Here is a 26651-nt window from a genome sequence, read left to right as displayed (position 1 = left end):
TGACGCGCTTTGCCCGGCCGGGCTATCGCTGGCCGCAGAAATTGCCCCGATTGGACGTTCCATGACCACGATCTTGAAGAGCCTGCCCAAGGGCAAAAACGTCGGCATCGCTTTCTCCGGCGGTCTCGACACGTCAGCGGCGCTGCTCTGGATGAAGCAGAAGGGCGCCAAGGTCTTCGCCTACACCGCCAATCTCGGCCAGCCTGACGAAGCTGACTACGACGAGATTCCGCGCAAGGCGATGGAGTTCGGCGCCGAGAAGGCGCGCCTCGTCGATTGCCGCTCGCAACTCGTTCACGAAGGCATTGCCGCGATTCAATCCGGCGCCTTCCATGTCTCGACCGGCGGCATCGCCTATTTCAACACCACGCCGCTCGGGCGCGCCGTCACCGGCACGATGCTGGTCTCGGCCATGAAGGAAGACGGCGTCAATATCTGGGGCGATGGCTCGACCTATAAGGGCAACGATATCGAGCGGTTCTACCGCTACGGATTGCTGACCAATCCGGAGTTGAAGATCTACAAGCCCTGGCTCGACGATCAATTCATCGACGAACTGGGCGGCCGCGCCGAAATGTCGGCCTTCATGACCGCCCACGGCTTCGCCTACAAGATGAGCGCCGAGAAGGCGTATTCGACTGACAGCAACCTGCTCGGCGCCACCCATGAAGCCAAGGAACTCGAACAGCTCGACAGCGGCATCAAGATCGTCAATCCGATCATGGGCCTACCGTTCTGGCGCGACGACTGCGCCGTCAAGGCAGAGAAGGTCGTGGTGCGGTTCGTCGATGGCCAGCCCGTTGCGCTGAACGGCCAGACCTTCACCGATCCTGTCGCGCTGTTCCTCGAGGCCAATGTCATCGGCGGCCGCCATGGCCTCGGCATGAGCGACCAGATCGAGAACCGCATCATCGAGGCGAAGAGCCGCGGCATCTATGAGGCGCCAGGCATGGCGCTGCTGCACATCGCCTATGAGCGTCTCGTGACCGGCATCCACAACGAAGACACCATCGAGCAGTATCGCATGAGCGGCATGAAGCTCGGGCGGCTGCTCTATCAGGGCCGCTGGTTCGATTCCCAGGCCTTGATGCTGCGCGAGACGGCGCAGCGCTGGGTCGCGCGCGCGATCACCGGCGAAGTGACGCTCGAACTGCGCCGCGGCAATGACTACTCGATCCTGAACACCGAGAGCCCCAACCTGACCTACGCGCCGGAGCGGCTCAGCATGGAGAAGGTCGAGGATGCGCCGTTTACGCCAGCCGACCGCATCGGCCAGCTCACCATGCGCAATCTCGACATCACCGACACCCGCGCCAAGCTGGATCTCTATGCGAAGACGGGTCTGCTATCGGCCGGCGAGGGTTCGAACATTCCGAAGCTGGACAACGACAAGAACTGACGACCGTGGCGTTATGACGCGTAGGATTGGTTGAGCGTAAGCAAAACCCATCCTACTCTCGCGTCTAGGTCTGGCACCTTCATCGCTACGCGCGCATCGACAGTTCGACGTCATCACCGAACGGGACCGACAGGTAGCCGTTCGCGGGATCGCGGACATAAGCGAGATAATCAGGGCTGTAATCCGCATTATCAGCGATGACGAAAGCGCCGGGCTGGAGACGGCTTTCGACGATCGCAAGCACTTCCGGATAGAGCGCCTTGGCGCCATCGAGCAGCAGCAGATCAATCTTATCGGGCAGATCGGCACGCAACGTCTGCAACGCATCGCCTGCACGAAATTCGACGAGATCGATCAGGCCGCCTTCGGCGAGATTCTGCCGCGCGATGATGATCTTCGAGGGCTCGAATTCGCTCGTGATCAGCTTACCACCGCCATTGTCGTTCAGCGCGGCCGCCATATGCAGCGTCGAGATCCCGAACGATGTGCCGAATTCGACGATTGATCGAGCACAGGTAGATCGCGCCAGCATGTAAAGCAGCGCACCGGTCGCGGGCGACACGGCAAGCGGAACGTCCCTGAACCGGCTGTAGAGATCGACATAGTCGGTCTTGCTCTGCATCATCCGCTGCCGATCGTCCTCAGACAGGTCGGCGACGGCCTGGCTGGTGCGGGACCGTGCGGCATCCGCTTCTTCAAACAGACGCTTGAGAAGGGGGCCGACGGGATCCGTCGTGAGTGTGGTCATGATATTTCCTGCAAAAGAGACGCTTGATTGCGCCCTCCTGCAAATACGAATATTTATTCGCATTCGCTAATCGCATTGCGGAGGCGGCAGATGGCACGTCGCACAAGCCCTTCAATTCATTCGAGAAAACATCCGCAACAGGCACGCTCCGAAGAGCTGGTCAGCGCCATTCTCGAGGCTGCTATTCAGGTTTTGGCGAAAGAGGGATTTCAGCGCTTCACCACGGCGCGCGTGGCGGAGAAGGCCGGTGTCAGCGTCGGATCGCTGTATCAATACTTCCCGAACAAGGCGTCGATCCTGTTTCGTTTGCAGAGCGACGAATGGCGAGACACCAACGACATGCTCCGCCAGATTCTGGAGGATGAAAGTGCATCGCCATCTGCGCGTCTCCGCAAACTGGTCCATGCCTTCATCAAATCGGAATGCGACGAAGCCGACATTCGCCATGCGCTCGATGGCGCGGCGCCGCTCTATCGGGATGCTCCGGAATCCCGCAAGGCCAAAGCGGCAGGACGACGCACATTCGCGTCCTTCATCGCGCATGCACTGCCAGCGGCGACCGAGGAGAGGAGATCGCTCGTCGTCGATGTCATCACCTCGACCTTGAGCGGAGTAGGAAAGGACTTTTCCATCCGCCCGCGATCAGCGGCCGAGATCGAATTTTTTGCGGAAGGCCTGGCAGATATGCTTTGCAGTTATCTGGAGAGCTCCGGGAGCTATGAGACCTAGCATTTTCGCCTCCGTTCCGTTGGCACGGCCGCACGTCACCTGCCAGTCATCCAACTGTCGTAATGCAGGCCCGCGCCCTAAGTCGGGCGCCTTAGGGGAAATATCCATCATGACGAGAACCTTTATTGTGACCGCTGCAACGCTGTTGCTGACGAGCGCATCGCTGCCAGCGCAGACGATCTACCCGCTCGACCGCGCTGATATCCTCGCGGGCGCGAAATTCGACTTCAAGGTCGAGTTTCCCGAACTCGTTCAGGTCACCGACATCAAGGTGACGATCAACGGCGCCGATCAGACCGCAGCGTTCGGCAAATCCGCTGATTACATCGCGAAGGAAGACGGCAAGGATCAGTCCGCGCTGCTGCTGCGCGACGTGACGCTCGATAGAGCTGGGACTTACAAGATCGAAGTCAGCGACGGCATGCGCAGCCGCGCGGTGACGTGGAACGTCTACGATACCGGCCCGCGCAAGGCGAAGAACGTGATCCTGTTTATCGGCGACGGCATGTCGCTGGCGCATCGCGTCGGCGCCAGAATTCTTTCGAAGGGCATTGCCGAAGGCAAGAGCCGCGGCAAGCTCGCGATGGACGACATGCCACATATGGCGATGGTGGCAACGGCGGGCTCCGATTCCATCATCACCGATTCCGCGAATTCGGCCAGCGCCTATGCCACCGGCCACAAAACCGCAACCAATGCGATGGGCGTCTATGCGGATCGCACGGCGAATGTGTTCGACGATCCGCAGGTCGAAACCATCACCAGCCTCGCGAAGCGCAAGCTCGATCTGGCGATCGGCATCGTCACCAATACCGAGGTCGAGGACGCGACGCCCGCCGCGATGATCGCGCATACCCGCCGCCGCGCGGCCTATGACGAGATCGTCGCGCAGTTCCTTGCGGCCAAGCCGGACGTATTGATGGGCGGCGGCGCAGCGAATTTCCTGCCGCAGGCAGCCGCCACCTCGAAGCGCAAGGATGACGTCGACTATGTCGCGCGCTTCCGTGATGCCGGTTATTCGGTGGCGACCACGGCGCCCGAACTGAACGGCCTCGCCAAGAAGCCGGAGACGCGCAAGCTGCTTGGACTTTTCACGCCCGGCAATATGGACGGCGTGCTGGACCGCAAGTTTCTCGGCGGCGGCGGCGTGAAGAAATTTCCGCAGCAGCCTGATTTGACCGAGCAGGTGCATGGCGCGCTCAAGGTCCTGTCGCGCAACGACAACGGCTTCTTCCTGATGGTCGAGTCGGGCCTGATCGACAAATACGCCCATCTGCTCGACATGGACCGCGCCGTCTATGACGTCATCATGCTCGACAATGCCGTGAAGCTCGCCCGCGACTGGGCAGCCAAGCGCGGCGACGACACGCTCATCCTCGTCGTCTCCGACCACAGCCATCCCAACAGCCTCGTCGGCACCGTCAATGACGACATGAGCAAGGAGTCAAACCTGCCCCTGCGCGAACGGCTTGGCGTCTATGAGAAGGCCGGCTTCCCGAACTATCCCGCGCCGGATGCCGAAGGCTATCCATCGCGCATCGATGTCAGCCGGCGGCTCGCGATCATGTCGGCCAGCCTGCCCGACCACTATGAGACGCTGCGGCCGAAGCTCGACAACCCCAACGATCCGACCGAGAAGGGCGACGAGCCCGGTACCTTCAAGGCCAACGAGAAATACAAGAATGCGCCGGGCAGTATGCTGCGGCTCGGCAACCTGCCGGCAATGATGGGCGCCAGCGTGCATTCCGGCGAGGACGTAATCCTCACCGCCACCGGCCCCGGCAGCGACCGTGTGAAGGGTTCGATGGACAATACGGAAGTGTTTCGCGTGATGGCGGATGCGTTGGGACTGGCGGCGAAGTAGTAGCGTCTTTCCCTCCCTCAAGCGGCTCAGCCGCGCAATGGGGAGGGAAGCCATTGGCAGCAGCGTACTATCAAAACAAAAATGGCCGGGATCGCTCCCGGCCATTTTCTTTCATATCAAACCGCTCAGCGACGCGGCGGTGCCGTGCCCGGAGGCGGCGGGGGCAGCGAAGCCTGACCGCCGTTCAACAGCGGCGTGATGTTGCGAATCGTGACGCGGCGGTTCTGGCGCTCCGGACCGTCGGTCTGGATCTTCAGATACTGCTCGCCATAACCCTGCGACGTCAGGTTTTCCGCCGGCACCTGGAATTGCTGGGTGAGCAATTCAGCCGCCGACTGCGCACGGCGATCCGACAGCGACAGGTTGTCGACGTCCGATCCGACCGCATCGGTGTGACCCTCGATCAGGAACACCGCACGCGGGTTGCGCGAGATCGCCCGGTTGAGACCATCTGCGATCACCTGCAGCTTCGAGGCTTGGTCCGGCGGAATATCCCACGAGCCTAGCTCGAAGTTGATCGAGTCCAGATCGATCGACGGCATGCGCTGGCGCACCATCGGGCTGTAGCGGATTTCATCGAGCGTATAGCGGCGCTCGATGCGATCCACCGGAGGCGCGATCAGCGTGTCGTAGACGAGATCGGGCGAGGCCTGATCGTAGTCGACGATGTAGCGGTTCTGCGGAATCCGGATCATCGGCGGCGGCAGATCGACATAGAAGCCAAGTCCACCCGGACCGCCGGGGCCACGCGGACCGCGGAACGAGTTATCGATGATGATGATCTCGCGTCCCTCACGATCCCTGCGGATACGTCGCAGCAGCTGGCCGTCGCGGCCGACCACCGTGATGATCTGCGAGCCGTCGGGACGGATCACGATGGTCCGATCCTCACCGCCGACCCGATCCGTACGGATGTCACGCGCGCCGTAGCGGAAGCGATCGACCTCGTTGTGGCGGATGAACGACTGACCGCTCGGATCCTGCACGATGATGCGTCCAGGCTCGGTGATGATCGTGCGACCGCCTTCCTGGCGCTCGCTGCGCTGGCCGCGGAAATCGCCCATGTTGCGCGGCCCTTGGGGGGCAGCGCCCGGTGCGATCGGCGTCAGCGCTGCTGCTGGCGGCGGCGCCTGAGGGATCGGTGCCGTCACGGTTGGTGCGGGCGGCTGCACGACCTTGATGTTGCCGCCACCGGGGGCGACCACGAGAGGTGCAGCAGTGCTCGTGGGCGGCGCAGCGGCGGGTGCCGTAACGTTCGGCGCGACGCCGGGCGCAGCAGCGTTGGGCGGCGTGCCGGGTGCACCGGGCGCGCCTGCGCCCGGACCACCAGGAGGACCACGGCGACCATCCGAACCTCGTCCGTCAGGACCACGGCCATCAGGGCCACCGGGGCGACCAGACGGAGGCGCACCCGCAGCAGGCGGTGTGCCCGGCGCAGCCGGAGCTGCCGACGGCGCCGGTGCTGCTGCAGGAGGCGTTGCCGCGGGGGGAGTCGCAGCCGCTGGCGGCGTCGCCGGTGTTGGAGCCGGTGTCGGCGCAGCAGCAGGTGCCGGACGCGCGGCAGGCGGAGTTGCTGCAGGCGGTGTCGCCGGCGCCGCGGCTGGTGGCGTTGCAGGCGCGGGACGTGCGCCTGCCGGCGGCGTTGCACCGGGTTCACGGCGCTCAGGACGTCCTTCGCCGGGCTCGCGCCGTTCGGGACGCGCAGCGGGCGGCGTTGGCGCTGACGGAGCTACAGGCGCAGCGGTGGGCGCTGGAGGTGCGGCGCGCGGGGCCGGAGGCGCGACGGGAGCCGGCGGCGGAGCTGGGCGCGGCGGCGGAGCGGCCGCAGGTGGTGGGGGTGGCGGCGGTACCGGGCGCGGAGGTGCAGCCGCAGGCGGCGGCGCAGCAGGAGGTGTCGGAGGCGCGGGACGCGCAGCAGGGGGAGCCGGTGGCGGCGGCGGCGCCGCAGGGCGTGCGGCCGGCGGCGCAGCGGCAGGAGGCGCAGCAGCTGGCGGAGCCTTGGGTGGTGCTTTCGGGGGAGCCTTGGGCTCACCTTCAGGCGCAGCAGGTGCGGCCTGCGCGAGCACGATCGGCGCATCGACACTCGACGCATAAGCAGCGGTCGCTGCGATATGCGCAACGCCGAGCGTCGTCGTGGCCAGTAATACGAGACGAAGTTTTGTCATGATAGACCTTGGGCCCCCGGATAAGGATCTTCAACAAACTGATTTTTGTCGGCCGAACAAATCGGCACATTGATCAACTGATATGCATTGGGCCGGAATGTGGCGACAGGCAAATGCAAATTCGTTTTTATTTTCGACACGACAATGGCCCAAACGCGCTTTGTTCATTGCGCGTTCAGGCCATCGATCTGTAGTTCGCTACATCACTGCAGGCGGCTGCTGACCCGGATTGATATCAGGATTTGGCACCGGCATCTCATCAGGCACATCTCCAGGTAACTCTTCGGGTCGCGACGGCTCACCGGGATCGCGCACCGGCGGCGGTACCTCGGGCCGCGGATTGCCCGGCGGGCTCTCCTGCGGCGGTTCGGAGGGTTGACCGGGCTTGATCGGCGGATCCTCGACGGGATCGATGCCGGGTGAATCGTCTTTAGGCATCTAGATTGCGACCTTACGGTTGGTGCCGATGTCCGGACGCGTACCAGTCACAGCCGCAGCGGCCATCTTCACATAGCTGATCACAGTGCCCGGCGAGTCCCAGAACTCGGCATCGTCAGGCGTGAACTTCAGCACACGAATATTCGGATCTTCCGCGCTGTCCCACCACGCCTTTGCGGAGGTGGTGAACAGCTCCTTGATCTTGGCGCGATCGTTCGAGACGGCAGCAGTGCCGCTCACCGAGACATATTTCTGATCGCTCGCATCTGCGAAAGAGAGATTCACGTTCGGATTGCGCTTGATCTCATCATCCTTGTGTCTACGCGCATCGCTGAGGAAGTAGACCGCATCGGCTTCGCGATCCACGTAGGCAGCCATCGGGCGCGCTCGCAGCTTGTCGCCATCATGCGTCACCAGCATGGCGAAGCCGATCTTCTTCATCAATTCCCAGGCACGTTCGATATCACGGGTATTGTCATTGGCCATCATCTGTCTCCCTTGGGGCTGAACTAACAACGGCGCGATCGATGCGATGTTCCGCGACAACGGGCCGGATGAAGGCGGGTTTGACAGCGGAACAGGAACCGCCCATCAAGACGCAGTTTGGCCATACTATTTGACCTGGGGGATTTCGATGCCGTTCGCCTATTGGAGCATTCTGATTGCTGCACTGCTGCCGCTGATCATTATTGGTTATGCCAAAGCGGGATCGCGCGATAACAGCGCGCCGCGCGACAGCGCCGAGAACCTCTCAGGTGCCAAACGCCGCGCCTATGCTGCGCACCAGAATGCCTTCGAGAGCTTCCCGTTCTACGCTGTCTCGGTCATCGCCGCGCTGAACTTTGGCGCATCGGCGACGACCGTGAGCGTGCTGGCCGCGCTCTATCTCGCGTTTCGGATTGCGCACGCGCTGCTGTACATCGCGGATAAATCGTCGCTGCGCTCAGCCGCCCATGCCGGCGGGCTCTTCGCCAATATTGCGATCTTCCTATCGCCGGCGCTGAAGATCAACTTCTTCTAAGTCGAAACACGCAGCAAGCACCTCATAGCGCCTGGTGTCATGCCGCGCTCCTGGCCGGCTTGCGCTGGCGCAGGAAGCGGCCGAGCAGACGGCGCTTACCCTTGCGCGGGATGAGATCGATGTCGCTGACCAGCTTGGCGCCGCCCTTGCGGCGCTCCAGCACGATCTTGCGGCTGTGGAAGGCTTCAAGCTCGACGCGATGCGCGACAGATACCACCGTGGCGTTGGACAACTCCTTGGTGAGCAGCTCCATCATCTTGTCCTGGCTCTTCGCGTCCAGCGCCGAGGTCGCTTCGTCCAGCACAATGATATCAGGGCGGTGCAAAAACAGCCGTGCGAAAGCGAGACGTTGCTTCTCGCCGCCGGACAGCGTCTGGTCCCACGGCGCATCCTCCTCGATCTTCTCCTTGAGATGGCCGAGCCCGACCTTGTCGAGGGCGTCGCCGATCTGCTCGACGGTCCAGTCTTCCGACGCCGCGGGATAGGCGGCTGCGCGGCGCAAGGTGCCTGACGGCACATAGGGCTTCTGCGGCAACATGAAGAGCCTCCGGTCCGGATGGAAATTGACGCTACCGCCGCCCCATGGCCACAGGCCCGCAATGGCACGCACCAGCGTGCTTTTGCCGGTGCCGGACTCGCCCGCGACAAGCAGACGTTCGCCAGGCTCGATCTTCACTTCGGCATCGCCGACGACGGCAGTGCCGTCATCGAGCGTCACGGAGAGATCATGCAGGCTCAGCATCGTCTCATCCGTCGTTTCGCCGCGCTTGATACGACCGATACCGTCGCCGAGTTCAGCGCGTTCGAGGCCGTCCAGCGACATCATCAGCGAGGCGATGCGGCGCGCGCAGGCGTTCCAGTCGGCAAGGCGCGGATAGTTGTCGACCAGCCAGCCGAATGCGCTTTGCACGATGGTGAAGGCAGACGCCGCCTGCATCACCTGACCGAGCGACATGCTGCCGTCGAGAAACTTCGGCGCGCACAGCAACAGCGGTACGACGGGCGCGATCAGGCTCGAGCCCTGCGACACCAACGTGGTACGCATATGCTGTCCGGCGAGACGTGCCCATTGCCTGAGGACATTGCCGAAGGTCTTGTCGATGCCGTCGCGCTCTTCTTCCTCGCCACCGAGCAGCGCGATGCTCTCGCCGTTTTCGCGCACGCGGGTAAGCGCATAACGATACTCCGCCTCGGCCTGGTTTTTGTCCTCGGAAATCTGCACGAAACGCCGGCCGATCACCATGATCGAGCCGGATGCAATGGCGGCATAGATAATCGCGGCAATCACGAGGAAGCCCGGAATCGTGATCGTGCTGCCACCCATCGAGAGTGTCAGCGCCCCGCCGATCGTCCACAGCACGACGATGAAGGTGGTGGCGGAGAGAAATGCCGCAATGACGCCGGAGACGAAGTCGACGGGCGAGTCGGTCGCGATGCGCAGATCCTCGGCGATCCGATATTCGGGATTCTGGTGATCGCCGCCGACAAGATTGAGCTGATAATAGCGGCCGCTGGTGAGCCAGCGCGACACCACAGAATTGGTCAGCCATGCGCGCCAGCGACGCTGGATACCCATGCGGCCATAGACCTGCGCGACACCCAGCAACACGCTGCCGATAGCGAGCGGAAAGAACACGCCAGTGAGATGAAACACGCTGGCCGCATCGCGTTTCTCGATGGCGTCGAAGATCGCGCGGTTCCAGACATTGATGCCATATTGAAACGCCACATTGGCGACGATGAGCAGCAGCAGCCCGACCGAGAACACCCAGGCTAGTCTGTCGCCCGACTTGCCCCAGAAGCCACGCGCGCTGATCCAGAATCGCGTCAGCAGATAGTCCTTGCGTGCCTGCTCGGCCTCTTCCGGCGTCAGGTCCGGATCGGGTTCGACCACTTCAGGCGGCGGCGGCTCGATATGCTTACCGGCCTCATCGACGACCCCGACAATCGGCCCCTTCACATCGGACGCGTCGGATGCGGGTGCGGGCTTGGCTTCGTTAATTGAATGTTTGCTCATGGCGCGATAACGCCAAGGAAATCAAAAGGTTCCCGAGGGTTCCCAGGCGGCTCAGACAGCCTCGCGCTGAGCCTTGCGCCAGGCGCCGGCCTTCGTGAGCACCCGCGACAATTGCTCGATCGAATAGGGCTTATGCAGCAGCTCGAACCCGAAGGTGCCGTTCTGCGCAAGCACGTGACTGTAGCCGGAGGTCAGCACCACCGGCAGATCCGGATAGAGTTTTCGAATCTCCTGCGCCAGTTCGATGCCGGTCATTCCAGGCATCACGACATCGGAGAACACGACGTCATAGTGCGTGGCATGACGGGCGAGTTCGACGAGCGCTTCCTGAGCGTTCGGCCGCAACACCGTGGTGTAGCCAAGCTCGCTCAGCGCATCGGTCGCAAAAGTCCCGACGTCGCGATTATCCTCCACCACCAGCACCGACATGCCGTGGCCATCGACGACGGGCGCTTCGCTCGCCGAAAGCGCCGGCGCGATGCTGTCGCCGGAGACGCGCGGCAGATAAAGCGTGAAAGTGCTGCCCTTGCCGACTTCGCTGGCGACCACGACCTCACCGCCGGATTGTTTGGCAAAGCCGAACACCTGCGAAAGTCCGAGGCCTGTGCCCTGCCCGACTTCCTTGGTCGTATAGAATGGCTCGAAGATGTGCTCGAACTGATCGGCAGGAATACCGCTGCCAGTGTCGGATACTGAGATCGCCACATAGCCGTCAGACCTCAGGGCAAGCGCAACGGGGACTTGCTCGGCCGCGCTGACGGCGATCGTCAGCCGCCCCTCGCCCGCCATGGCATCGCGCGCGTTAACCGCGATGTTGATCAACGCGGTTTCGAACTGGCCGATATCGGCATCCACAAACAACGCCTCATCGGGCACATGGGTCATAATTTCGATGGGCGCCCCCGTCAGCGTGCCGATAATCTCGCTCACCGAATGCACGCATTGGCCGACGTCGAATACTTCAGGCTTCAGCGTCTGGCGCCGCGCAAAGGCCAGCAATTGCGCTGTCAGCTTGGCGGCGCGATTCACTGTTTCGGAGATCGCTGCAATGTAGCGGGCACGACGATCCGGCGAGAGATCGGGCCGTTGCAGCAAGTCGACTGACGAGCGGATCACGGTGAGGAGATTGTTGAAGTCATGCGCGACGCCGCCAGTCAACTGGCCGAGTGCTTCGAGCCGCTGGCCATGTTTCAGCGCTTCTTCGGCCTCACGCCGTTTCATCGCTTCGAAATTGAGCCGGCGGGTGCGACGGATCGCGAATGCCAGCAACAGGAACAGCAATGCCGTGGCGGGAACGCCGAAGATCAGATGATAGCTGATGGTGCGCAGCCAGCGCGCACGGATCGCTGACGTCTCAAGACCTGCCGCGACATAGACCGGATAGCCGGCGAGCTGCTGATAGCCGATACGGCGCTCGACATTGTCGCCGGGCGAGACAAGCGTGACCAGTCCTCCAGCAGGATGGGCCGACAGGGTGCGGCCCACGGGCCCCTTGGGATCGAGACGCACCTCACGATCGAGCTGCGGATAACGTGCCAGGATCGAACCATCGGTGAGACCAAGCGCAAAGAAGCTCCCGGCATCGTGGCCGATGCGCGCATAGAAACGATCGAAATATTCCGGAAAGACAGAGGCCTGCACCACGCCGGTGAAGCTGCCATCGGCCGAGACCCGCCTGCGGCTCACACCAAAGAACGGCGCCCCCTGATAGGGCGGGCGCGGCAACAATGATTGACCGATGAACGTGCCGGCATCACCTGCGATATGGACCCTGTAATAATCGCGATCAGAGAAATCGAGATCCGGCAGCGTCAGATCCAGACTGTTGACCAGCGCCCGGCCTTTGTTGTCGAACACCCAGACCGACTTCAACTGCGGCAGCGCATCGGTGAGCTGCTTCAGCCGGCCCGCCATCCGGTCCGATTGCGCACGCAGCTCGTCGTCGGATTTACCGCGTACGATCTCGTTCATTTCGGACAGGCTGCGGTCGATGGTCTCGAACACCTTTAAAGCGTGTTCATGCGCCACATCGAGCGCGCGCTCGATCTCGCGGTCGGCGATCTCGCGCGTCGACACCCACGACGTCGCCGCCGCGAACAGAAACAGTGCAAGCGGAAGGGCCAGCGATGCAGCCATCATCCATTGCAGCGTTCTCAACGAATTTTGGTGTTCGGTCTTCACAGCACCTGCCCGACTCCCTGCAGTCTAGCGCAAGGGCGGTGTCTCACCAACCGCTCCGCGGGCGGGAACCCGCCGTGGGTGGAGGAGGTCCTGTGGCGTTAGCCGGCCGCGCTCATTTGCGACCGGAAGGCCCATTTGGTGAAATGCTGCTCGATCCCCGCGAAGACCGCGTACATGAGCACGCCTTCAAAGGCGAGCAGCAGCAAGGCGGCGTAGACATTCGCCATACGGAAGCTGGCGCCCTCCAGCGCGATCAGGTAGCCGAGCCCGGCATTGGCGCCGAGCGTCTCCGACACGACGGTGCCGACGAATGCCAGGGTGATAGCAATCTTCAGCGAGCCAAAGAAATATGGCAGCGCACGCGGAATGCCGACCTTGAGCATGATGTCGAGCTTGCCAGCGCCGAGGGCCCGCAACACGTCCTCGAGTTCCGGCTCGGTTGTCGCCAGACCCGTGGCGATATTGACCACGATCGGAAAGAACGAAATCAGGAAGGCGGTGACGATTGCCGGCACTTCGCCGATGCCGAACCACAGGATCAGCAGCGGGACAATGGCGACCTTCGGGATCGTGTTGAAGCCGATCATCACGGGATAGAGCCCGCGATAGATCGCCCGCGACCAGCCCACGACGAGACCGAGAATGATGCCGAAGCCCACGGCCAGGGCAAATCCGACCATGGTCACCCAGAGCGTGACCCAGGAATGATAGAGAAACACCCGCCAGAGTTTGAACATCGCCGCAAAGGCGGCCGATGGCGGCTGCAGCACCGACGTGTTGACCTTGAAGACGATGCAGGCCAGCTCCCAGACCAGGAAGATGGCAATGGTGAAGAGCCAGGGCGAAAGCTTTTCAAGAGTCCGCGGGTTCATGACTGGCGCACCTGTGCGATCTTCATGCGCAGCTCCATCACGATGTCACCGAAATCCTTTTCATAGGTCACCTGCAGATCGCGCGGGCGCGGGAAATCCACCGGTTTGATCTGGACGATGTGACCGGGGCGCGCGCTCATGACGTAGATATTGTCGGCGAGGAACGCCGCCTCGCGCAGATCGTGCGTCACCAGAATCACCGTGAAGCCCAGTCGCTGCCAGAGATCGCGCAGCACGCACCACAGCTCCTCGCGCGTGAACGCGTCGAGGGCGGCGAAGGGCTCGTCGAGCATCAGCAGCGCCGGCTCGTGGATCAGCGAGCGGCACAGCGACACGCGCTGTTGCATGCCACCGGACAACTCCCAGGGATAGCGGTCGCCGAAGCCGGCGAGACCGACGGTAGCCAGAAGCTGCTCGGCCTTGGCGCGGAACTCCACTTTTTTGGAACGAAACTGCGAGCGATGTGGTTCTACGATTTCCAGCGGCAGCAGGACGTTGTCGATCACCTTGCGCCACGGCAGCATGTTGGCGTTCTGGAACGCCATGCCGGCCATTTTGACCGGGCCTGTCACCTGTTTGCCGTCGATGGCGATAGTGCCGGCCGTCGGCTTGTGCAGGCCCGTGACAAGCCGCATCAAAGTGGACTTGCCGCAGCCGGAGGGGCCGACCACCGCGGCGAATTCGCCGCGCTGGACTTTGAGCGTCGCATCCTGAAGCGCGACAATGTCACCCGACGCGCCACGGTATTTCAGCGTGACGCCATCGATATCTACGAACGCTTCCATGCGCGACGACCTGGCCTTCTGTCGTGACGCTTAGAACTTGCGTGCGTCGGCCGGGGGCAGATACTCCGACGTGAACAGATCCCCCGCCTTCGGCTTCGGATTCTTGAACTCGTAGGTCACAGCGATCTGCTCGATGGCATCCGTCATGCGCTTCTCATCGATGCCGCCGACGCCATTGGCCTTCACCCACGGGGTCACGAAGTTGTCCTTCAGCGACATCTTGAGGCGAGCGAGCTCGATCTTCTCGTCGGCGGTCTCGTTACGCTTCATCACCGACTTGATGGCCGTGTCGGGGTCCTTGATGGTGTCGATGATGCCCTTGACGGTCGCGCGCACGAAGCCGGCAACGAGTTTCGGATTGGCCTTGGCGAATTCGGGGTTCACCATGATGGCATTGCCATAAAGCACGATGCCGTAGTCCGACATCAGCATCACCTTGATGTCCTTCTCGGCGATGCCCTTGGACATCAGGTTGAAGTAGGACGAGAACGAGAAGCCGGTGATCGCATCGACCTTGCCGTCGGCGAGCATCGGCTCGCGTACCGGGAAGCCGACATTCTCGATCTTCACCTTGCTGTCGTCGATCTTGTTCTCTTTGACGAAGGCCTTCCACTGCGCGAAGGCACCGTCCGGCGCCGGTGCGCCGAGGATCTTGCCTTCGAGATCCTTCGGCGCATTGATGCCGGACTTCGCTATGCTGACAATCGAGAAGGGCGGCTTGTCATAGACCATGAGGACGCCCTTGACGTCCTTGTCCGGATTCTGGTCGCGGAAGCGCGCCAGCGAATTGATGTCGAAGAAGCCGATCGGATAGGTGCCCGCCGCGACCCGCGCGATGCCGGCGACCGAACCTGGACCGGAGTCGATGGTCACGTTGAGGCCTTCGGCCTTGTAGTAGCCCTTGTCGAGCGCAACGAAATACGGCGCGGACGGACCTTCGAATTTCCAGTCGAGCGCGAATTTGACATCGGTGTCGGCGCTCGCGGATAGCGCAGACGCCAACAGCGCTGCACCCGCCATGACGCTCAAACCCAGCTGACGAAACATGAAAAACTCCCCCTGATCAATTATCAGGCACAGGCTAGCACAGCCCGTGCCAACCTTGGCGAGTCCCCTTTTCAACGAGAAATAGCGCCGCGGCTCCGAGGGATCGGGTTCGAAGAGGCAGTATGCTTAAATCGTGAGCAAAAAAGAACACCGGCCTGCTTGCGCAGACCGGTGTCCTGATCGGCAAACCCGGATCCTTAAAACGTCAGACCTGACGCTCGACCATCTTCATCTTCAGCTCGGCGATGGCTTCAGAGGGGTTGAGACCCTTCGGGCACGCCTTGGCGCAGTTCATGATGGTGTGGCAGCGATAGAGCCGGAACGGATCTTCGAGATTGTCGAGACGCTCGCCGGTGGCTTCGTCGCGGGAATCCTTGACCCAGCGGGTGGCCTGAAGGAGGGCAGCCGGACCGAGGAAGCGGTCGCTGTTCCACCAATAGCTCGGGCACGAGGTCGAGCAGCAGGCGCACAGGATGCACTCGTAGAGACCATCGAGCTTCTCGCGGTCGGAGTGGCTCTGCTTCCATTCCTTCTGCGGTGTCGGCGTGGTGGTCTTCAGCCACGGCTCGATCGACGCATACTGGGCATAGAAGTTGGTGAGATCCGGCACCAGGTCCTTCACGACCGGCTGATGCGGCAGCGGATTGACCTTGATGGCGCCGTCGTCGACTTCGTCCATCGCACGGGTGCAGGCCAAGGTGTTCTGGCCATCGATGTTCATGGCGCAGGAGCCGCAGACGCCTTCGCGGCAAGAGCGGCGGAAGGTCAGCGTCGGATCGATGTTATTCTTGATCCAGATCAGACCATCGAGAACCATCGGACCGCAGTCGTTGGTATCGATGTGATAGGTGTCGACCGACGGGTTCTTGCCGTCATCCGGATTCCAGCGATAGACGCGGAATTCGCGCGTCTGCGTGACGCCGGCCGGCTTCGGCCATTCCTTGCCGCCGGTGATCTTGGAATTCTTCGGAAGTGCGAACTCAGCCATTCTCTCAAGCCTTCGCTGTCATCATTAGTACACGCGCGCTTTGGGCACGATGTACTGAACGTCGTTGGTCATCGTGTAGTCGTGCACCGGGCGATAATCGATGGTGGTCTTACCGCCCCCATCGATCCACGCCAGCGTGTGCTTCATCCAGTTCTTGTCGTCGCGATCCGAGAAGTCCTCGCGCGCATGCGCGCCGCGGCTCTCGGTGCGGTTCGCAGCCGAGTCCATGGTGACGATGGCCTGAGTGATCAGGTTGTCGAATTCGAGGGTCTCGATGAGATCCGAATTCCACACCAGCGACCGGTCAGACACGGCGATATCGCCGATGCCGCCATACACCTTGTGGATCAACTCCTTGCCTTCGTTCAGCACTTCACCAGTGCGGAACACGGCGCAGTTGGTCTGCATCACATGCTGCATGTTCTCGCGGATCTTCGCGGTCGAAGTGCCACCCTTCGCATAGCGGTAGTGATCGAGACGACCAAGCGCGCGGTCGGCCGAGTCCTTCGGCAAGTCGGGCTGCTTGGCATTCGGCGTCAGCTTCTCGGCGCAGCGCAGCGCGGCCGCACGGCCGAACACCACGAGATCGATCAGCGAGTTGGAGCCGAGACGGTTGGCGCCGTGCACCGACACGCAGGCGGCTTCGCCCACGGCCATCAGACCCTGCACCACCGCATTGTCGTCGCCGTCCTTCTTGGTGACGACTTCGCCGTGATAGTTGGTCGGGATGCCGCCCATATTGTAGTGCACCGTCGGAACGATCGGAATCGGCTCCTTGGTGACATCGACGCCGGCGAAAATGCGCGCCGAGTCGGAGATGCCCGGCAGACGCTCGGCCAGCACCTTCGGATCGAGATGGTCGAGATGAAGGAAGATGTGATCCTTCTTCTTGCCGACGCCGCGGCCTTCGCGGATTTCGATGGTCATGGCGCGCGAAACCACGTCGCGCGAGGCGAGATCCTTGGCCGACGGTGCGTAACGCTCCATGAAGCGCTCGCCTTCGGCATTGACGAGATAACCGCCTTCGCCGCGCGCGCCTTCGGTGACGAGACAGCCCGAACCGTAAATGCCGGTCGGATGGAACTGAACGAATTCCATGTCCTGCAGCGGCAAACCAGCCCGCAGCGCCATACCACCGCCGTCACCGGTGCAGGTATGCGCCGAAGTGCAGGAGGCGTAAGCGCGGCCGTAGCCGCCGGTGGCGAGAATGACGGTCTGCGCCTTGAAGCGATGCAGCGTGCCATCATCGAGCTTGAGCGCGATGACGCCGCGGCAGACATTCTGATCGTCCATGATCAGATCGATGGCGAAGTATTCGATGAAGAACTCGGCCGAATGGCGCAGCGCCTGGCCGTACATCGTGTGCAGCATGGCGTGACCGGTCCGGTCGGCAGCGGCGCAGGTGCGCTGGGCCTGGCCCTTACCGTAATCCATGGTCATGCCGCCGAACGGGCGCTGATAGATCTTGCCGTCTTCGGTGCGCGAGAACGGCACGCCCCAGTGTTCGAGCTCATAAACGGCGTCGGGCGCGTTGCGCACCATATATTCGATCGAGTCCTGATCGCCGAGCCAGTCCGACCCCTTCACGGTGTCGTACATGTGCCAGCGCCAGTTGTCCTCGTGCATGTTGCCGAGCGAGGCAGAGATGCCGCCCTGTGCTGCAACCGTGTGCGAGCGAGTCGGAAATACCTTGGTGATGCAGGCGGTGCGCAGGCCAGCTTCGCCGCAGCCGACGGTCGCGCGCAGGCCGGCGCCGCCGGCGCCAACGACAACGACGTCATAGGTGTGATCTTCGATGGGATAGGCGTGGCCGTTGGTGGCGGGGCCGCCAACGCCGTTCGCGCCAGTGCCGTTGACGGCCATGCGCTACACTCCGGATGAAAGTTTAAGGATGGCGTAGATCGATGCCAGCGCCACGGCGGCAGAGAAGAAATTGTTGCCGATGATCGAGATCAGCTTGATTTTCTCGTCATGCACATAGTCTTCGATCACGACCTGCATGCCGATCTTCATGTGCCAGATGCTGGCAACGATGAAGAGCAGCATGACGATAGCCACGATCGGCGAACCAAGGACCTGCGCGACGCCGGCCTGGTTGCTTCTGAAAACCGACATCACGATGAAGATCACAGGGATCAGCAGAAGCAGCATGGCCACTGCAGTCAGGCGCTGACGCCAGAAGTCTGATGTGCCCGAATGCGAGGAGCCGAGACCGCGAACGCGACCGAGCGGCGTGCGCACCGACTTGGGCGAATTGGAGCCGCTCATCGTCCGCCTCCGATCGCGTAGGCAATGATCCAGAGCAGGATGGTGATGCCGATGCCGCCGATCAATGCGGCCCAGGTGAGCCATTCACGCTCGGATGGCTTGAAACCGTAACCGAGATCCCAGACCAGATGGCGGATGCCGCTCATGGCATGATGGATCAGCGCCCACGTGTAGCCGAATGCGATCAGGCGACCGATGATGCTGCCGGTGAAGGCCTGCACATGGGCATAGGCGGCTGGGCCGGACGCAGCCGCGATCAGCCACCAGACAAGAAGCAAAGTGCCGAAATACAAGGCGACGCCGGTAGCGCGATGCACGATGGACAACGCCATCGTCAGGGTCCAGCGGTACACTTGCAGATGCGGCGAAAGGGGTCGTTCGATCCGAGCGGTCATTTAGCAACTTTGACAGGTTAATGGGCAGACGGTGCCCGATTGGGGATCGCGTAGAGCAATTCTATTTACGAACTCAAAACAACCAGTGCAATCGCGAAATGACATACTCTGAACGATTGTTCAGAGCTTCAAATGAGCCTTGCATTTGCGGGTATTGACAGTTGCCGGGCTTGTTGCTGACAGCCTTGGTGAAGCGCGATTCATGAGAACTTCATGATGCGATAGCAAATGGCAATCGGGGCGGGAATGGCTGAGCTCAATGTAACCGAGATTGTCGAACTGGCGGCGCTTCTTATTGCCGTCGGCGCACTGGCCGGTTTCCTGGCAGGTGTCTTCGGGATAGGCGGAGGCGCCATCCTGGTCCCCGTATTTTACGAGTGTTTCCGCATCGCCGGAGTGCCTCTGGAAGTACGGATGCCGCTCTGTATCGGCACCTCGCTGGCCATTATCATCCCGACCTCGATCCGGTCCTTCCGTGCCCATATGGCCCGAGGCGCCGTCGATATTGAGATCCTGCGGAAGTGGTGGTGGCCGATCCTGATCGGCGTCGTCATCGGCAGCGTCACAGCCCGTTATGCCCCGGAGCGGCTGTTCAAGATCGTTTTCGTTGCCGTTGCCTGGTCCGCGGCGGCACGGCTGCTGCTCGCGCGCGACGGCTGGAAGCTCGGCGACGACTTGCCCGACGGCCCACTGATGAAGATTTACGGCTTCTTCGTCGGTCTTCTCTCCACGCTGATGGGCATTGGCGGCGGATTGTTCTCGAACCTGCTGATGACCTTTTATGGCCGGCCTATCCATCAGGCGGTGGCGACATCCTCAGCACTCGCCGTGCTGATCTCGATCCCCGGCGCCATCGGCTACATCTATGCTGGCTGGCCGGCCGCTGCGCGCTTTCCCGATGTCGCAGCGCTGCAGCTGCCGTTCGCCATCGGTTATGTCTCGCTGATCGGCGCGCTGCTGGTGATGCCGACCAGCCTGCTGGTGGCGCCGCTCGGCGTGAAGGCGGCACATGCGATGTCGAAGCGCGCGCTGGAAATGGCGTTTGGAATTTATCTATTCATCGTCGGCAGCCGGTTTGTCATCGCTCTAATATGACCCCGTAAATCGGGGCGGCCGACGCGCAGCAGCAACCGTAATAGTATCCGGATCATAACTTGCTATGGATGCCGTCAGACCACGCGACGGAACACCGATGGCGCACTCACATCACGATCATGACGACCACAGCCACAAGCAAGGCGATCACGGCCACGCGCACGGCCCCGGCGGGCATGTGCATGCGCCCGCGAGTTTCGGCATGGCCTTCGCCATCGGCATCAGCCTCAATACCGTCTTCGTCGTCATCGAGGCGATTTACGGCTATGCCAGCGGCTCGATGGCGCTCGTGGCCGATGCCGGGCACAATCTCTCGGATGTGCTCGGGCTGATCGCGGCATGGACCGCAGCTGTGCTGTCAAAGCGCGCGCCAACGCCGCGCTTCACCTATGGTTTGCGCGGGTCCTCAATTCTCGCAGCGCTCTTCAACGCCGTGTTCCTGCTGGTTGCTGTCGGTGCCATCGCCTGGGAGGCCGTGCTAAGACTGTTCAATCCCGAACCGGTAGCCGAGATCACCGTGATGATCGTCGCGACCATCGGCATCGTCATCAACGGCGTGACCGCCTGGCTGTTTGCCTCGGGCCGCAACAGCGACCTCAACATCCGCGGCGCCTATCTGCATATGGTCGCCGACGCTGCGGTCTCGGTTGGCGTGGTCATCGCCGCGATCGCCATTATGTTCACCGGCTGGCTGTGGATCGACGCCCTGACCAGCCTCGTCATCTGTGTGCTGATCGTCTGGGGCACCTGGAGCCTCTTGCGCGACTCCACTGCGATGTCGCTCGCCGCCGTTCCGCGCGGCATCGACCCCGTTGCCGTGCGCGGCTACCTCGAACAATGCCCCGGCGTCGCGCAGGTGCACGACCTGCATATCTGGCCCATGAGCACCACCGAAGTGGCACTGACCTGTCACATGGTGATCCCGTCAGGCGCGCCTGGCGATGCCTATCTGATGGAAGTCGCCGCACGCCTGAAGCGCGACTTCGGCATCGAGCACGCGACGATCCAGATCGAGATGGACCCGAATTCGGCCTGCGCGCTCGCGCCGGAGCATGTGATCTAGGGTATGGCCACACATAGCATCTCATGGTTCGAGACGGCGCTGCGCGCCTCCTCACCATGAGGGACCGTGCAGGGGCTTACTTCGCGTAGATATCCTTGTAGCTATCGCGCAGTACGTTCTTCTGCACCTTGCCCATGGTGTTACGCGGCAGATCGTCGACGAAGATCACGCGCTTCGGCATCTTGAACTTGGCGATCTGGCCATCCAGCGCCTTGAGCACGGAGGCCTCGTCGATCGCGGTCTTCTTGTCGCTCACGACCACGGCGGTGACGCCCTCGCCGAAATCTGCATGCGGTACGCCGATCACGGCGCTTTCGATTACGCCCGGCATGGCGTCGATCTCGCTCTCGATTTCCTTCGGATAGACATTGAAACCGCCCGAGATCACCAGATCCTTGCCGCGGCCGAGAATGTGCACATAACCCTTGGCGTCGATCTTGCCGAGGTCGCCGGTGATGAAGAAACCGTCGTCGCGAAATTCCGCCTTGGTCTTCTCCGGCATTCGCCAATAGCCCTGGAACACATTCGGTCCTTTCACCTCGATCATGCCGATGGTGTCGCGCGCGAGTTCTTTGGCCGTCTCCGGATCGGTGACGCGCACGGAGACGCCGGGCAGCGGGAAACCGACCGCACCGGGCACGCGCTCGCCGTCATAAGGGTTAGACGTGTTCATGTTGGTTTCGGTCATGCCGTAGCGCTCCAGCACGGCGTGGCCGGTGCGCGCGAACCATTCGCGATGCGTATCGGCCAGCAGCGGCGCGGAGCCGGAGATGAACAGCCGCATGTGGCTGCAAGTCTCTTTCGTCAGGTTCGGCGACTGCAGGATACGCGTGTAGAAAGTCGGCACGCCCATCAGCACGGTGGCGCGGGCCATCAGCTTGATGATGAGTTCCGGATCGAGCTTGGGCAGGAAGATCATCGACGCGCGCGCAAACAGCGTCACATTGCTCGCCACGAACAGACCATGCGTGTGATAGATTGGCAGGGCGTGGATCAGCACGTCGTCCTTGGTGAAACGCCAGTATTCAACGAGGCTCAGCGAGTTCGACGCCAGATTGTCGTGGCTCAGCATCGCGCCCTTGGAGCGGCCGGTGGTGCCCGACGTATAGAGGATCGCGGCGAGATCTTCGTTCTTGCGCTCGACCGTGCTGAAGTCCGGCTTCTCTTTCGCTGCCGCATCGGTCAGCGAACCCTTGCCGTCGGCGCCCAGCGTCTCGACCTTCGCACCGACCTTGGCCGCAATGGCGGCGAAGCCTTCAGCCTTGGAGGGATCGCACACCACCAGCGACGGTTCGGCGTCGGTAATGAAGTAATCGAGCTCGTTCAGCGTATAGGCGGTGTTGAGCGGCAGATAGACCGCGCCGGCGCGCACGGTCGCCAGATACAGCACCAGACCGGGCACCGACTTCTCGGTCTGCGCCGCGACACGGTCGCCCGGCTTGACGCCGCGAGCCACCAGCACGTTGGCCATCTGGCCCGCTAGCGCGATCAGATCGCCATAGCTGATGTGCTTGCCCTCGGGCGTCTCGATCGCGAGACGCGAGGCATCGTCGAGTTTGTCGAACAGGCGAGAAAACAGGTTGGCGTTCATGGCAAGGTCACGCGGTGCAGGAGTGCGGGAGCGACCGGTGCAGCTAGCCTGACGATCGCGTCATTTGTCCCGTTCCTTAGCAAGAATGGCTATATCTAGGCAACGCATGCCCCATGGGGATCGCCCCCATATCTGGTGGATCGGCCGCCTGGGTCGCGTCATCCTGCCGCGGTTTCCGCGCGTGATTGTATCAAACGCGATGCATCGAACGCGTTGTTGCCTCGCGCGAACGGGATGCGCCCGCAAAAGTTTCAACGGCGCCGAAAAATATAGCCTGAAACTGGTCCCGAGACCTCGCGTAACTCGGGCATCGACGGCGCAATCTGGCCTCCAGGGGATTGCCGCGGTTGATGCCATTCATCGCACCAGCAAGATCGCTGGTCACTTACATCACTCGGGAGACGATCCATGTCCAAGCGCATTGCACTTCTGTCGGCCGTCGCATTCAGCACCCTCGCCATCACTGGCGCCGTGCTTGCCCCCGCACAGGCCGAAGACAAGAAGATGATGAAGAGCGAAATGTCGGGCGAAAAGACCGTGATGGTCGGCGGCGCGCCGATGTATCCGTCGAAGAACATCGTCGAGAACGCCGTCAACTCGAAGGATCACACCACGCTGGTCGCCGCCGTGAAGGCCGCCGGCCTGGTCGATACCCTCTCCAGTAAGGGCCCGTTCACGGTGTTCGCACCGACGAACGCCGCCTTCGGCAAACTGCCGGCCGGTACCGTCGACACGCTGGTGAAGCCTGAGAGCAAGGCTACCCTGACCAAGATCCTGACCTACCATGTGGTCCCCGGCAAACTGAACGCCGCCGACCTCAAGGACGGCCAGAAGCTGAAGACCGTGGAAGGCGAAGAGCTGACCGTGAAGGCTTCGGGCGGCAAGGTGATGATCGTCGACGCCAAAGGCGGCTCCTCAACCGTGACCATCGCCGACGTCAACCAGTCAAACGGCGTGATTCACGTCATCGATACTGTCCTGATGCCGAAAGCCTGATCTCCGGCTTCTGTGCAACAAGTTCGCGCATCCTGACTTGTCCCCACTGGATGCGCGCGCGTCCCCGAAGGATAACGAGGGGCGCAAAAGGAGCGAGCCGGGGCAGCCCGGCTCGCTTTTTTGTGATCGATATGAGCCGGCCCGACCGGGGTTGTTACAGGAGCCGCCGTAACGAACGACCGGTTATGCCGTATAGCTGGTAATAACTCGCGTCACCGAGCACCAATCGAACCGCTGCTCAGCCCAGGATATGCCTATGTCGAGCATCACAGCCGCCGGCGACCGCGCCGCAACCAAGGTTACGAATACCAAAGTCATCCAGCCCGCCTGGGTGCGCATCGTGCACTGGATCAACGCCGTCGCGATCGTGCTGATGATCATGTCGGGCTGGCAGATCTACAACGCCTCGCCGCTGTTCAATTTCACATTCTCATCATCCATTACGCTGGGTGGTTGGCTCGGCGGCGGCATCATGTGGCACCTCGCCGCCATGTGGCTGCTGGTGATCAACGGCCTCGTCTATCTCACTCTTGGCATGGTCACCGGACGCTTCCGCAAGAAGCTGCTGCCGATCTCGGCGAAGGGTGTACTCGACGACACCAAGGCTGCGCTGACCGGCAAGCTCTCGCACGCTGACCTCTCAACCTACAATCAGGTGCAGAGGCTGCTCTATACCGGGATCATTGTGGTCGGCATTCTGATCGTGCTGTCGGGTCTCGCGATCTGGAAGCCCGTCCAGCTGCAATATCTTACTGCGCTGTTCGGCGGCTATGACACTGCCCGCTATGTGCATTTCTTCATGATGGCCGCCATCGTCGGCTTCCTCGTCATCCATATCGCTCTGGCCCTGATCGTGCCGAAGAGTTTGCGTGCAATGATTATCGGACGCTGAGGGACACGACCATGATCAGAAAAATTCGCTCCCTCATCATTCCCGGCGTCGACAAGGATCTCCTCGTCAAGGACGCCACGAAGCTAATGCCCGACCTGTCGCGCCGCCGTTTCATCGCGTCGGGCGCAAGCTTCGGTGCGTTAACGCTGCTCACCGGCTGCGATGTGAGCGACAGTCTCTCGGCCGAGAACCTCCTGACGCATATGTCCAAGTTCAACGACATGGTTCAGGCCCGAATCTTCAATCCGAACACGCTGGCGCCGACGTATTCCGAGAAAGACATCAAGCGTCCGTTCCCGTTCAACGCCTTCTACGCCGAGGACGACGCACCGAATGTGGACGGCAAGGAGTGGAAGCTCGAAGTCTCCGGTCTGGTGCAGGACAAGAGGTCCTGGACGCTGGATGAACTGCACAAGCTGCCGGAAGTATCGCAGATCACCCGCCATATCTGCGTGGAAGGCTGGAGCGCCATCGGCTCCTGGCAGGGCACGCCGCTGCGCGACTTCCTGAAACTGGTCGGCGCGGACACCAATGCGAAGTGGGTTCATTTTCGCTGCGCCGAGGACTATGCGAGCTCGCTCGATATGCCCACGGCGATGCATGCGCAGACGCAGATGACCTTCAAATTCGACAACCAGCTCCTGCCGCGGGCCTATGGTTTCCCGATGAAGATCCGCGTACCGACCAAACTCGGATTCAAGAATCCGAAATACGTCGTCGCGATGGAAGTCACCAACGACTACAAAGGCGGCTATTGGGAAGATCAGGGCTATAACGATTTCAGCGGAAGCTGATCGGTTTCTGGAACATCGCCAGCACCGCACCGAACACCAGCGTCGCTGCTGAGACCACAAGAGCGGATGTGAGACTGCCGGTCGCGTCCGAAATGGCACCCACCGCGATCGGACCCAGAGTCTGGCCGATGCCGAACACGATCGTCACCGCCGCGATGGCCTTCGACCATGCCGCGCGAGGATAGTTGAAGCGCACGAAGGCCGTGGTTGCCGCAACCACCGCGAAGAATGCAACGCCGAAAATGGCGGCGGAGATGCCGAGCACCACAGGCGAATGCCCGAGCAGCGGCATCGCTGCGCCTACCGCATTGGTGCCAAGAATGATTGCCATGGCGCGGCCGCTCTGGCCACGCGCCAGCACGTTACGCCACAGCCAGGGCGACGCGAACGAGCTGACGCCGATCAGGCACCAGAACGCGCTTTGTGCCAAAGCGCTGCCGCCGCCATCGCGCACATAGGCAATCATGAAGGTCATGTAGGCAATATAGCCGGCGCCAAACATGAAATAGGCAATGAGGTAAATCCACATCGGGCGGATCGCGAGCGGCGCCTTGTCGTCCGTTGACGTGTCATCAGCCGCATCGACGCGCGGGCGCAACAACGGCAGCCCGATCACGACCGATACGAGACCGAGGACCAACCACACGATCCACCAGGAGCCCGGACCAATGCCCTGCAGCACGAAGGGCGCGATCAGACCGGACAGGAGGATACCCATACCTGGCCCGGCATAAAACAGACTGAGCAGATAGGACGACCGTTCGGGATAAGCGAGGCCGATGGTGGCGGCGAGCGCGCCGCCGGCCACGAACGAAACCGCCGCGCCAAAACCGGTGACCAGCCGCGCGATGCTGAGCAGCGTAAAATCCACGGTGACGCCGCAAACGATGAGCGACAGGATGCAAGCAAGCGTACCGCCCTGAATCACCGCGATCAGACCGAAGCGCCTGCCGAGCCCGGCCGCAACCAGTGCGCCGGCGAGATAGCCCGCGGCGTTGACGGTATTCATGAAGCCGGCCGCCGAATAGGACCATTGCAGGCTGTCGCGCATATCGGGCAACACCAGCGAATAGGCAAAGCGGCCGATGCCGAGCCCGATGGCCGGCGCGAGCGACAGGACGAGTATCAGCCACGCCGGGTTAGGGCGCGCCGGGGAAGGCACAGATGACGTCACGGGGATCTCCGCTGCGTCGGCAATGTCGCAGGTTTCACGGCACCCGCAATCATCCCTTCGACAACACTGTCTTGCCATTCCCGCAATGACGTCTTAGCACTCGCGGCAATCAGTAACGGATTGCAAGGG

At 61.9% G+C, this 26651-nt stretch carries 25 protein-coding genes; 10 read left to right on the top strand and 15 right to left on the bottom strand.

What is annotated here, in order from left to right; translation table 11 throughout:
* Positions 1-61 precede the first annotated feature (61 nt).
* Positions 62-1399: an argininosuccinate synthase gene (argG, locus tag AB8A50_RS22355; protein ID WP_439078928.1), complete on the top strand. Its 1338-nt coding sequence runs from the start codon at positions 62-64 to the stop codon at positions 1397-1399.
* 85 nt (positions 1400-1484) lie between these two features.
* Here the strand turns inward: argG and AB8A50_RS22350 are convergent, their stop codons facing one another.
* Positions 1485-2147: an O-methyltransferase gene (locus tag AB8A50_RS22350; RefSeq protein ID WP_439078927.1), complete on the bottom strand. Its 663-nt coding sequence runs from the start codon at positions 2145-2147 to the stop codon at positions 1485-1487.
* 90 nt (positions 2148-2237) lie between these two features.
* On the opposite strand from AB8A50_RS22350, the gene AB8A50_RS22345 reads away from it, so the two are divergent.
* On the top strand, positions 2238-2876 hold the full coding sequence (locus AB8A50_RS22345; RefSeq protein ID WP_439078926.1) for a TetR family transcriptional regulator: 639 nt from the start codon (positions 2238-2240) through the stop codon (positions 2874-2876).
* A gap of 109 nt (positions 2877-2985) precedes the next feature.
* A complete protein-coding gene (locus AB8A50_RS22340; RefSeq protein ID WP_439078925.1) occupies positions 2986-4740 on the top strand; it encodes an alkaline phosphatase in 1755 nt (584 codons plus the stop codon).
* A 125-nt stretch (positions 4741-4865) separates the two neighbouring features.
* Here AB8A50_RS22340 and AB8A50_RS22335 read toward each other — a convergent pair whose 3' ends face one another.
* Positions 4866-5945: an OmpA family protein gene (locus AB8A50_RS22335; RefSeq protein ID WP_315840065.1), complete on the bottom strand. Its 1080-nt coding sequence runs from the start codon at positions 5943-5945 to the stop codon at positions 4866-4868.
* A gap of 92 nt (positions 5946-6037) precedes the next feature.
* Between AB8A50_RS22335 and AB8A50_RS22330 the strand changes: the two genes are divergently transcribed.
* Positions 6038-6907: a hypothetical protein gene (locus AB8A50_RS22330; protein ID WP_439078924.1), complete on the top strand. Its 870-nt coding sequence runs from the start codon at positions 6038-6040 to the stop codon at positions 6905-6907.
* 196 nt (positions 6908-7103) lie between these two features.
* Here the strand turns inward: AB8A50_RS22330 and AB8A50_RS22325 are convergent, their stop codons facing one another.
* Together AB8A50_RS22325 and AB8A50_RS22320 are read right to left on the bottom strand one after the other, a co-directional pair.
* A complete protein-coding gene (locus tag AB8A50_RS22325) occupies positions 7104-7343 on the bottom strand; it encodes a hypothetical protein (RefSeq protein WP_089266509.1) in 240 nt (79 codons plus the stop codon).
* The gene (locus tag AB8A50_RS22320) at positions 7344-7829 is read right to left on the bottom strand and encodes a pyridoxamine 5'-phosphate oxidase family protein (protein WP_089266897.1); all 486 of its coding nucleotides are present in this window, start codon (positions 7827-7829) and stop codon (positions 7344-7346) included. It abuts the gene before it with no gap.
* A gap of 148 nt (positions 7830-7977) precedes the next feature.
* On the opposite strand from AB8A50_RS22320, the gene AB8A50_RS22315 reads away from it, so the two are divergent.
* Positions 7978-8364 carry an MAPEG family protein gene (locus AB8A50_RS22315; protein ID WP_439078923.1) on the top strand — a complete coding sequence of 129 codons (387 nt, stop codon included), beginning with the start codon at positions 7978-7980 and terminating at the stop codon, positions 8362-8364.
* A gap of 37 nt (positions 8365-8401) precedes the next feature.
* Here AB8A50_RS22315 and AB8A50_RS22310 read toward each other — a convergent pair whose 3' ends face one another.
* The 9 genes from AB8A50_RS22310 to sdhC all read right to left on the bottom strand — a co-directional run bounded on the left by AB8A50_RS22310 (position 8402) and on the right by sdhC (position 18917).
* On the bottom strand, positions 8402-10381 hold the full coding sequence (locus AB8A50_RS22310) for an ABC transporter ATP-binding protein/permease (RefSeq protein WP_439078922.1): 1980 nt from the start codon (positions 10379-10381) through the stop codon (positions 8402-8404).
* Between the two features lie 51 nt (positions 10382-10432).
* A complete protein-coding gene (locus tag AB8A50_RS22305) occupies positions 10433-12562 on the bottom strand; it encodes an ATP-binding protein (protein ID WP_439078921.1) in 2130 nt (709 codons plus the stop codon).
* Between the two features lie 98 nt (positions 12563-12660).
* Positions 12661-13434, bottom strand: a complete 774-nt coding sequence (locus tag AB8A50_RS22300; protein ID WP_093757930.1) for an ABC transporter permease — start codon at positions 13432-13434, stop codon at positions 12661-12663.
* Positions 13431-14219: an ABC transporter ATP-binding protein gene (locus AB8A50_RS22295; RefSeq protein ID WP_089266501.1), complete on the bottom strand. Its 789-nt coding sequence runs from the start codon at positions 14217-14219 to the stop codon at positions 13431-13433. Before AB8A50_RS22295 ends, AB8A50_RS22300 begins: the two co-directional genes overlap by 4 nt.
* A 30-nt stretch (positions 14220-14249) precedes the next feature.
* Positions 14250-15266, bottom strand: a complete 1017-nt coding sequence (locus tag AB8A50_RS22290) for an ABC transporter substrate-binding protein (protein ID WP_439078920.1) — start codon at positions 15264-15266, stop codon at positions 14250-14252.
* 205 nt (positions 15267-15471) lie between these two features.
* Positions 15472-16254, bottom strand: a complete 783-nt coding sequence (locus AB8A50_RS22285) for a succinate dehydrogenase iron-sulfur subunit (protein ID WP_439078919.1) — start codon at positions 16252-16254, stop codon at positions 15472-15474.
* 24 nt (positions 16255-16278) lie between these two features.
* On the bottom strand, positions 16279-18117 hold the full coding sequence (gene sdhA / locus AB8A50_RS22280; RefSeq protein ID WP_089266499.1) for a succinate dehydrogenase flavoprotein subunit: 1839 nt from the start codon (positions 18115-18117) through the stop codon (positions 16279-16281).
* Between the two features lie 3 nt (positions 18118-18120).
* Positions 18121-18522, bottom strand: coding sequence for a succinate dehydrogenase, hydrophobic membrane anchor protein (sdhD, locus tag AB8A50_RS22275; protein ID WP_089266497.1), 402 nt, complete (start codon positions 18520-18522; stop codon positions 18121-18123).
* On the bottom strand, positions 18519-18917 hold the full coding sequence (sdhC, locus tag AB8A50_RS22270) for a succinate dehydrogenase, cytochrome b556 subunit (protein ID WP_068737900.1): 399 nt from the start codon (positions 18915-18917) through the stop codon (positions 18519-18521). Before sdhC ends, sdhD begins: the two co-directional genes overlap by 4 nt.
* Before the next feature lie 246 nt (positions 18918-19163).
* Between sdhC and AB8A50_RS22265 the strand changes: the two genes are divergently transcribed.
* Together AB8A50_RS22265 and AB8A50_RS22260 are read left to right on the top strand one after the other, a co-directional pair.
* Positions 19164-20012 (top strand): sulfite exporter TauE/SafE family protein, encoded by an 849-nt coding sequence (locus AB8A50_RS22265; RefSeq protein ID WP_439078918.1) that lies wholly within the window; start codon positions 19164-19166, stop codon positions 20010-20012.
* A gap of 97 nt (positions 20013-20109) precedes the next feature.
* A complete protein-coding gene (locus tag AB8A50_RS22260) occupies positions 20110-21075 on the top strand; it encodes a cation diffusion facilitator family transporter (RefSeq protein ID WP_439078917.1) in 966 nt (321 codons plus the stop codon).
* A gap of 76 nt (positions 21076-21151) precedes the next feature.
* Here AB8A50_RS22260 and AB8A50_RS22255 read toward each other — a convergent pair whose 3' ends face one another.
* Positions 21152-22666: a malonate--CoA ligase gene (locus AB8A50_RS22255; RefSeq protein ID WP_309941193.1), complete on the bottom strand. Its 1515-nt coding sequence runs from the start codon at positions 22664-22666 to the stop codon at positions 21152-21154.
* 408 nt (positions 22667-23074) lie between these two features.
* On the opposite strand from AB8A50_RS22255, the gene AB8A50_RS22250 reads away from it, so the two are divergent.
* From AB8A50_RS22250 to AB8A50_RS22240, 3 genes are all read left to right on the top strand, one after another.
* Positions 23075-23662 carry a fasciclin domain-containing protein gene (locus AB8A50_RS22250; RefSeq protein WP_068737906.1) on the top strand — a complete coding sequence of 196 codons (588 nt, stop codon included), beginning with the start codon at positions 23075-23077 and terminating at the stop codon, positions 23660-23662.
* A gap of 256 nt (positions 23663-23918) precedes the next feature.
* Positions 23919-24554, top strand: coding sequence for a cytochrome b/b6 domain-containing protein (locus AB8A50_RS22245; protein WP_439078916.1), 636 nt, complete (start codon positions 23919-23921; stop codon positions 24552-24554).
* An 11-nt stretch (positions 24555-24565) separates the two neighbouring features.
* Positions 24566-25348 (top strand): molybdopterin-dependent oxidoreductase, encoded by a 783-nt coding sequence (locus AB8A50_RS22240; RefSeq protein WP_184512662.1) that lies wholly within the window; start codon positions 24566-24568, stop codon positions 25346-25348.
* Here AB8A50_RS22240 and AB8A50_RS22235 read toward each other — a convergent pair.
* On the bottom strand, positions 25335-26522 hold the full coding sequence (locus AB8A50_RS22235) for a YbfB/YjiJ family MFS transporter (protein WP_439078915.1): 1188 nt from the start codon (positions 26520-26522) through the stop codon (positions 25335-25337). The two genes, AB8A50_RS22240 and AB8A50_RS22235, sit on opposite strands and share 14 nt — an antisense overlap.
* Positions 26523-26651: the final 129 nt, after the last annotated feature.

This window comes from Tardiphaga sp. 841_E9_N1_2 (assembly GCF_051811065.1).
Lineage (GTDB): Bacteria > Pseudomonadota > Alphaproteobacteria > Rhizobiales > Xanthobacteraceae > Tardiphaga > Tardiphaga robiniae.
The sequence above is the reverse complement of the archived record's forward strand: the minus strand, read 5'-3'. Positions and strand labels throughout refer to the sequence as shown.

Excerpts from the sequence above, each read along its gene's own strand:
- AB8A50_RS22285 (WP_439078919.1), bottom strand. The coding sequence starts at position 16,254 with ATGGCTGAGTTCGCACTTCCGAAGAATTCCAAGATCACCGGCGGCAAG.
- AB8A50_RS22265 (WP_439078918.1), top strand. The coding sequence starts at position 19,164 with ATGGCTGAGCTCAATGTAACCGAGATTGTCGAACTGGCGGCGCTTCTT.
- AB8A50_RS22350 (WP_439078927.1), bottom strand. The coding sequence starts at position 2,147 with ATGACCACACTCACGACGGATCCCGTCGGCCCCCTTCTCAAGCGTCTG.
- AB8A50_RS22260 (WP_439078917.1), top strand. The coding sequence starts at position 20,110 with ATGGCGCACTCACATCACGATCATGACGACCACAGCCACAAGCAAGGC.
- AB8A50_RS22315 (WP_439078923.1), top strand. The coding sequence starts at position 7,978 with ATGCCGTTCGCCTATTGGAGCATTCTGATTGCTGCACTGCTGCCGCTG.
- AB8A50_RS22250 (WP_068737906.1), top strand. The coding sequence starts at position 23,075 with ATGTCCAAGCGCATTGCACTTCTGTCGGCCGTCGCATTCAGCACCCTC.
- AB8A50_RS22240 (WP_184512662.1), top strand. The coding sequence starts at position 24,566 with ATGATCAGAAAAATTCGCTCCCTCATCATTCCCGGCGTCGACAAGGAT.
- AB8A50_RS22320 (WP_089266897.1), bottom strand. The coding sequence starts at position 7,829 with ATGGCCAATGACAATACCCGTGATATCGAACGTGCCTGGGAATTGATG.
- sdhA (WP_089266499.1), bottom strand. The coding sequence starts at position 18,117 with ATGGCCGTCAACGGCACTGGCGCGAACGGCGTTGGCGGCCCCGCCACC.
- AB8A50_RS22300 (WP_093757930.1), bottom strand. The coding sequence starts at position 13,434 with ATGAACCCGCGGACTCTTGAAAAGCTTTCGCCCTGGCTCTTCACCATT.
- AB8A50_RS22345 (WP_439078926.1), top strand. The coding sequence starts at position 2,238 with ATGGCACGTCGCACAAGCCCTTCAATTCATTCGAGAAAACATCCGCAA.
- AB8A50_RS22310 (WP_439078922.1), bottom strand. The coding sequence starts at position 10,381 with ATGAGCAAACATTCAATTAACGAAGCCAAGCCCGCACCCGCATCCGAC.
- AB8A50_RS22295 (WP_089266501.1), bottom strand. The coding sequence starts at position 14,219 with ATGGAAGCGTTCGTAGATATCGATGGCGTCACGCTGAAATACCGTGGC.
- AB8A50_RS22340 (WP_439078925.1), top strand. The coding sequence starts at position 2,986 with ATGACGAGAACCTTTATTGTGACCGCTGCAACGCTGTTGCTGACGAGC.
- argG (WP_439078928.1), top strand. The coding sequence starts at position 62 with ATGACCACGATCTTGAAGAGCCTGCCCAAGGGCAAAAACGTCGGCATC.
- AB8A50_RS22245 (WP_439078916.1), top strand. The coding sequence starts at position 23,919 with ATGTCGAGCATCACAGCCGCCGGCGACCGCGCCGCAACCAAGGTTACG.
- AB8A50_RS22325 (WP_089266509.1), bottom strand. The coding sequence starts at position 7,343 with ATGCCTAAAGACGATTCACCCGGCATCGATCCCGTCGAGGATCCGCCG.
- sdhD (WP_089266497.1), bottom strand. The coding sequence starts at position 18,522 with ATGAGCGGCTCCAATTCGCCCAAGTCGGTGCGCACGCCGCTCGGTCGC.
- AB8A50_RS22255 (WP_309941193.1), bottom strand. The coding sequence starts at position 22,666 with ATGAACGCCAACCTGTTTTCTCGCCTGTTCGACAAACTCGACGATGCC.
- sdhC (WP_068737900.1), bottom strand. The coding sequence starts at position 18,917 with ATGACCGCTCGGATCGAACGACCCCTTTCGCCGCATCTGCAAGTGTAC.
- AB8A50_RS22290 (WP_439078920.1), bottom strand. The coding sequence starts at position 15,266 with ATGTTTCGTCAGCTGGGTTTGAGCGTCATGGCGGGTGCAGCGCTGTTG.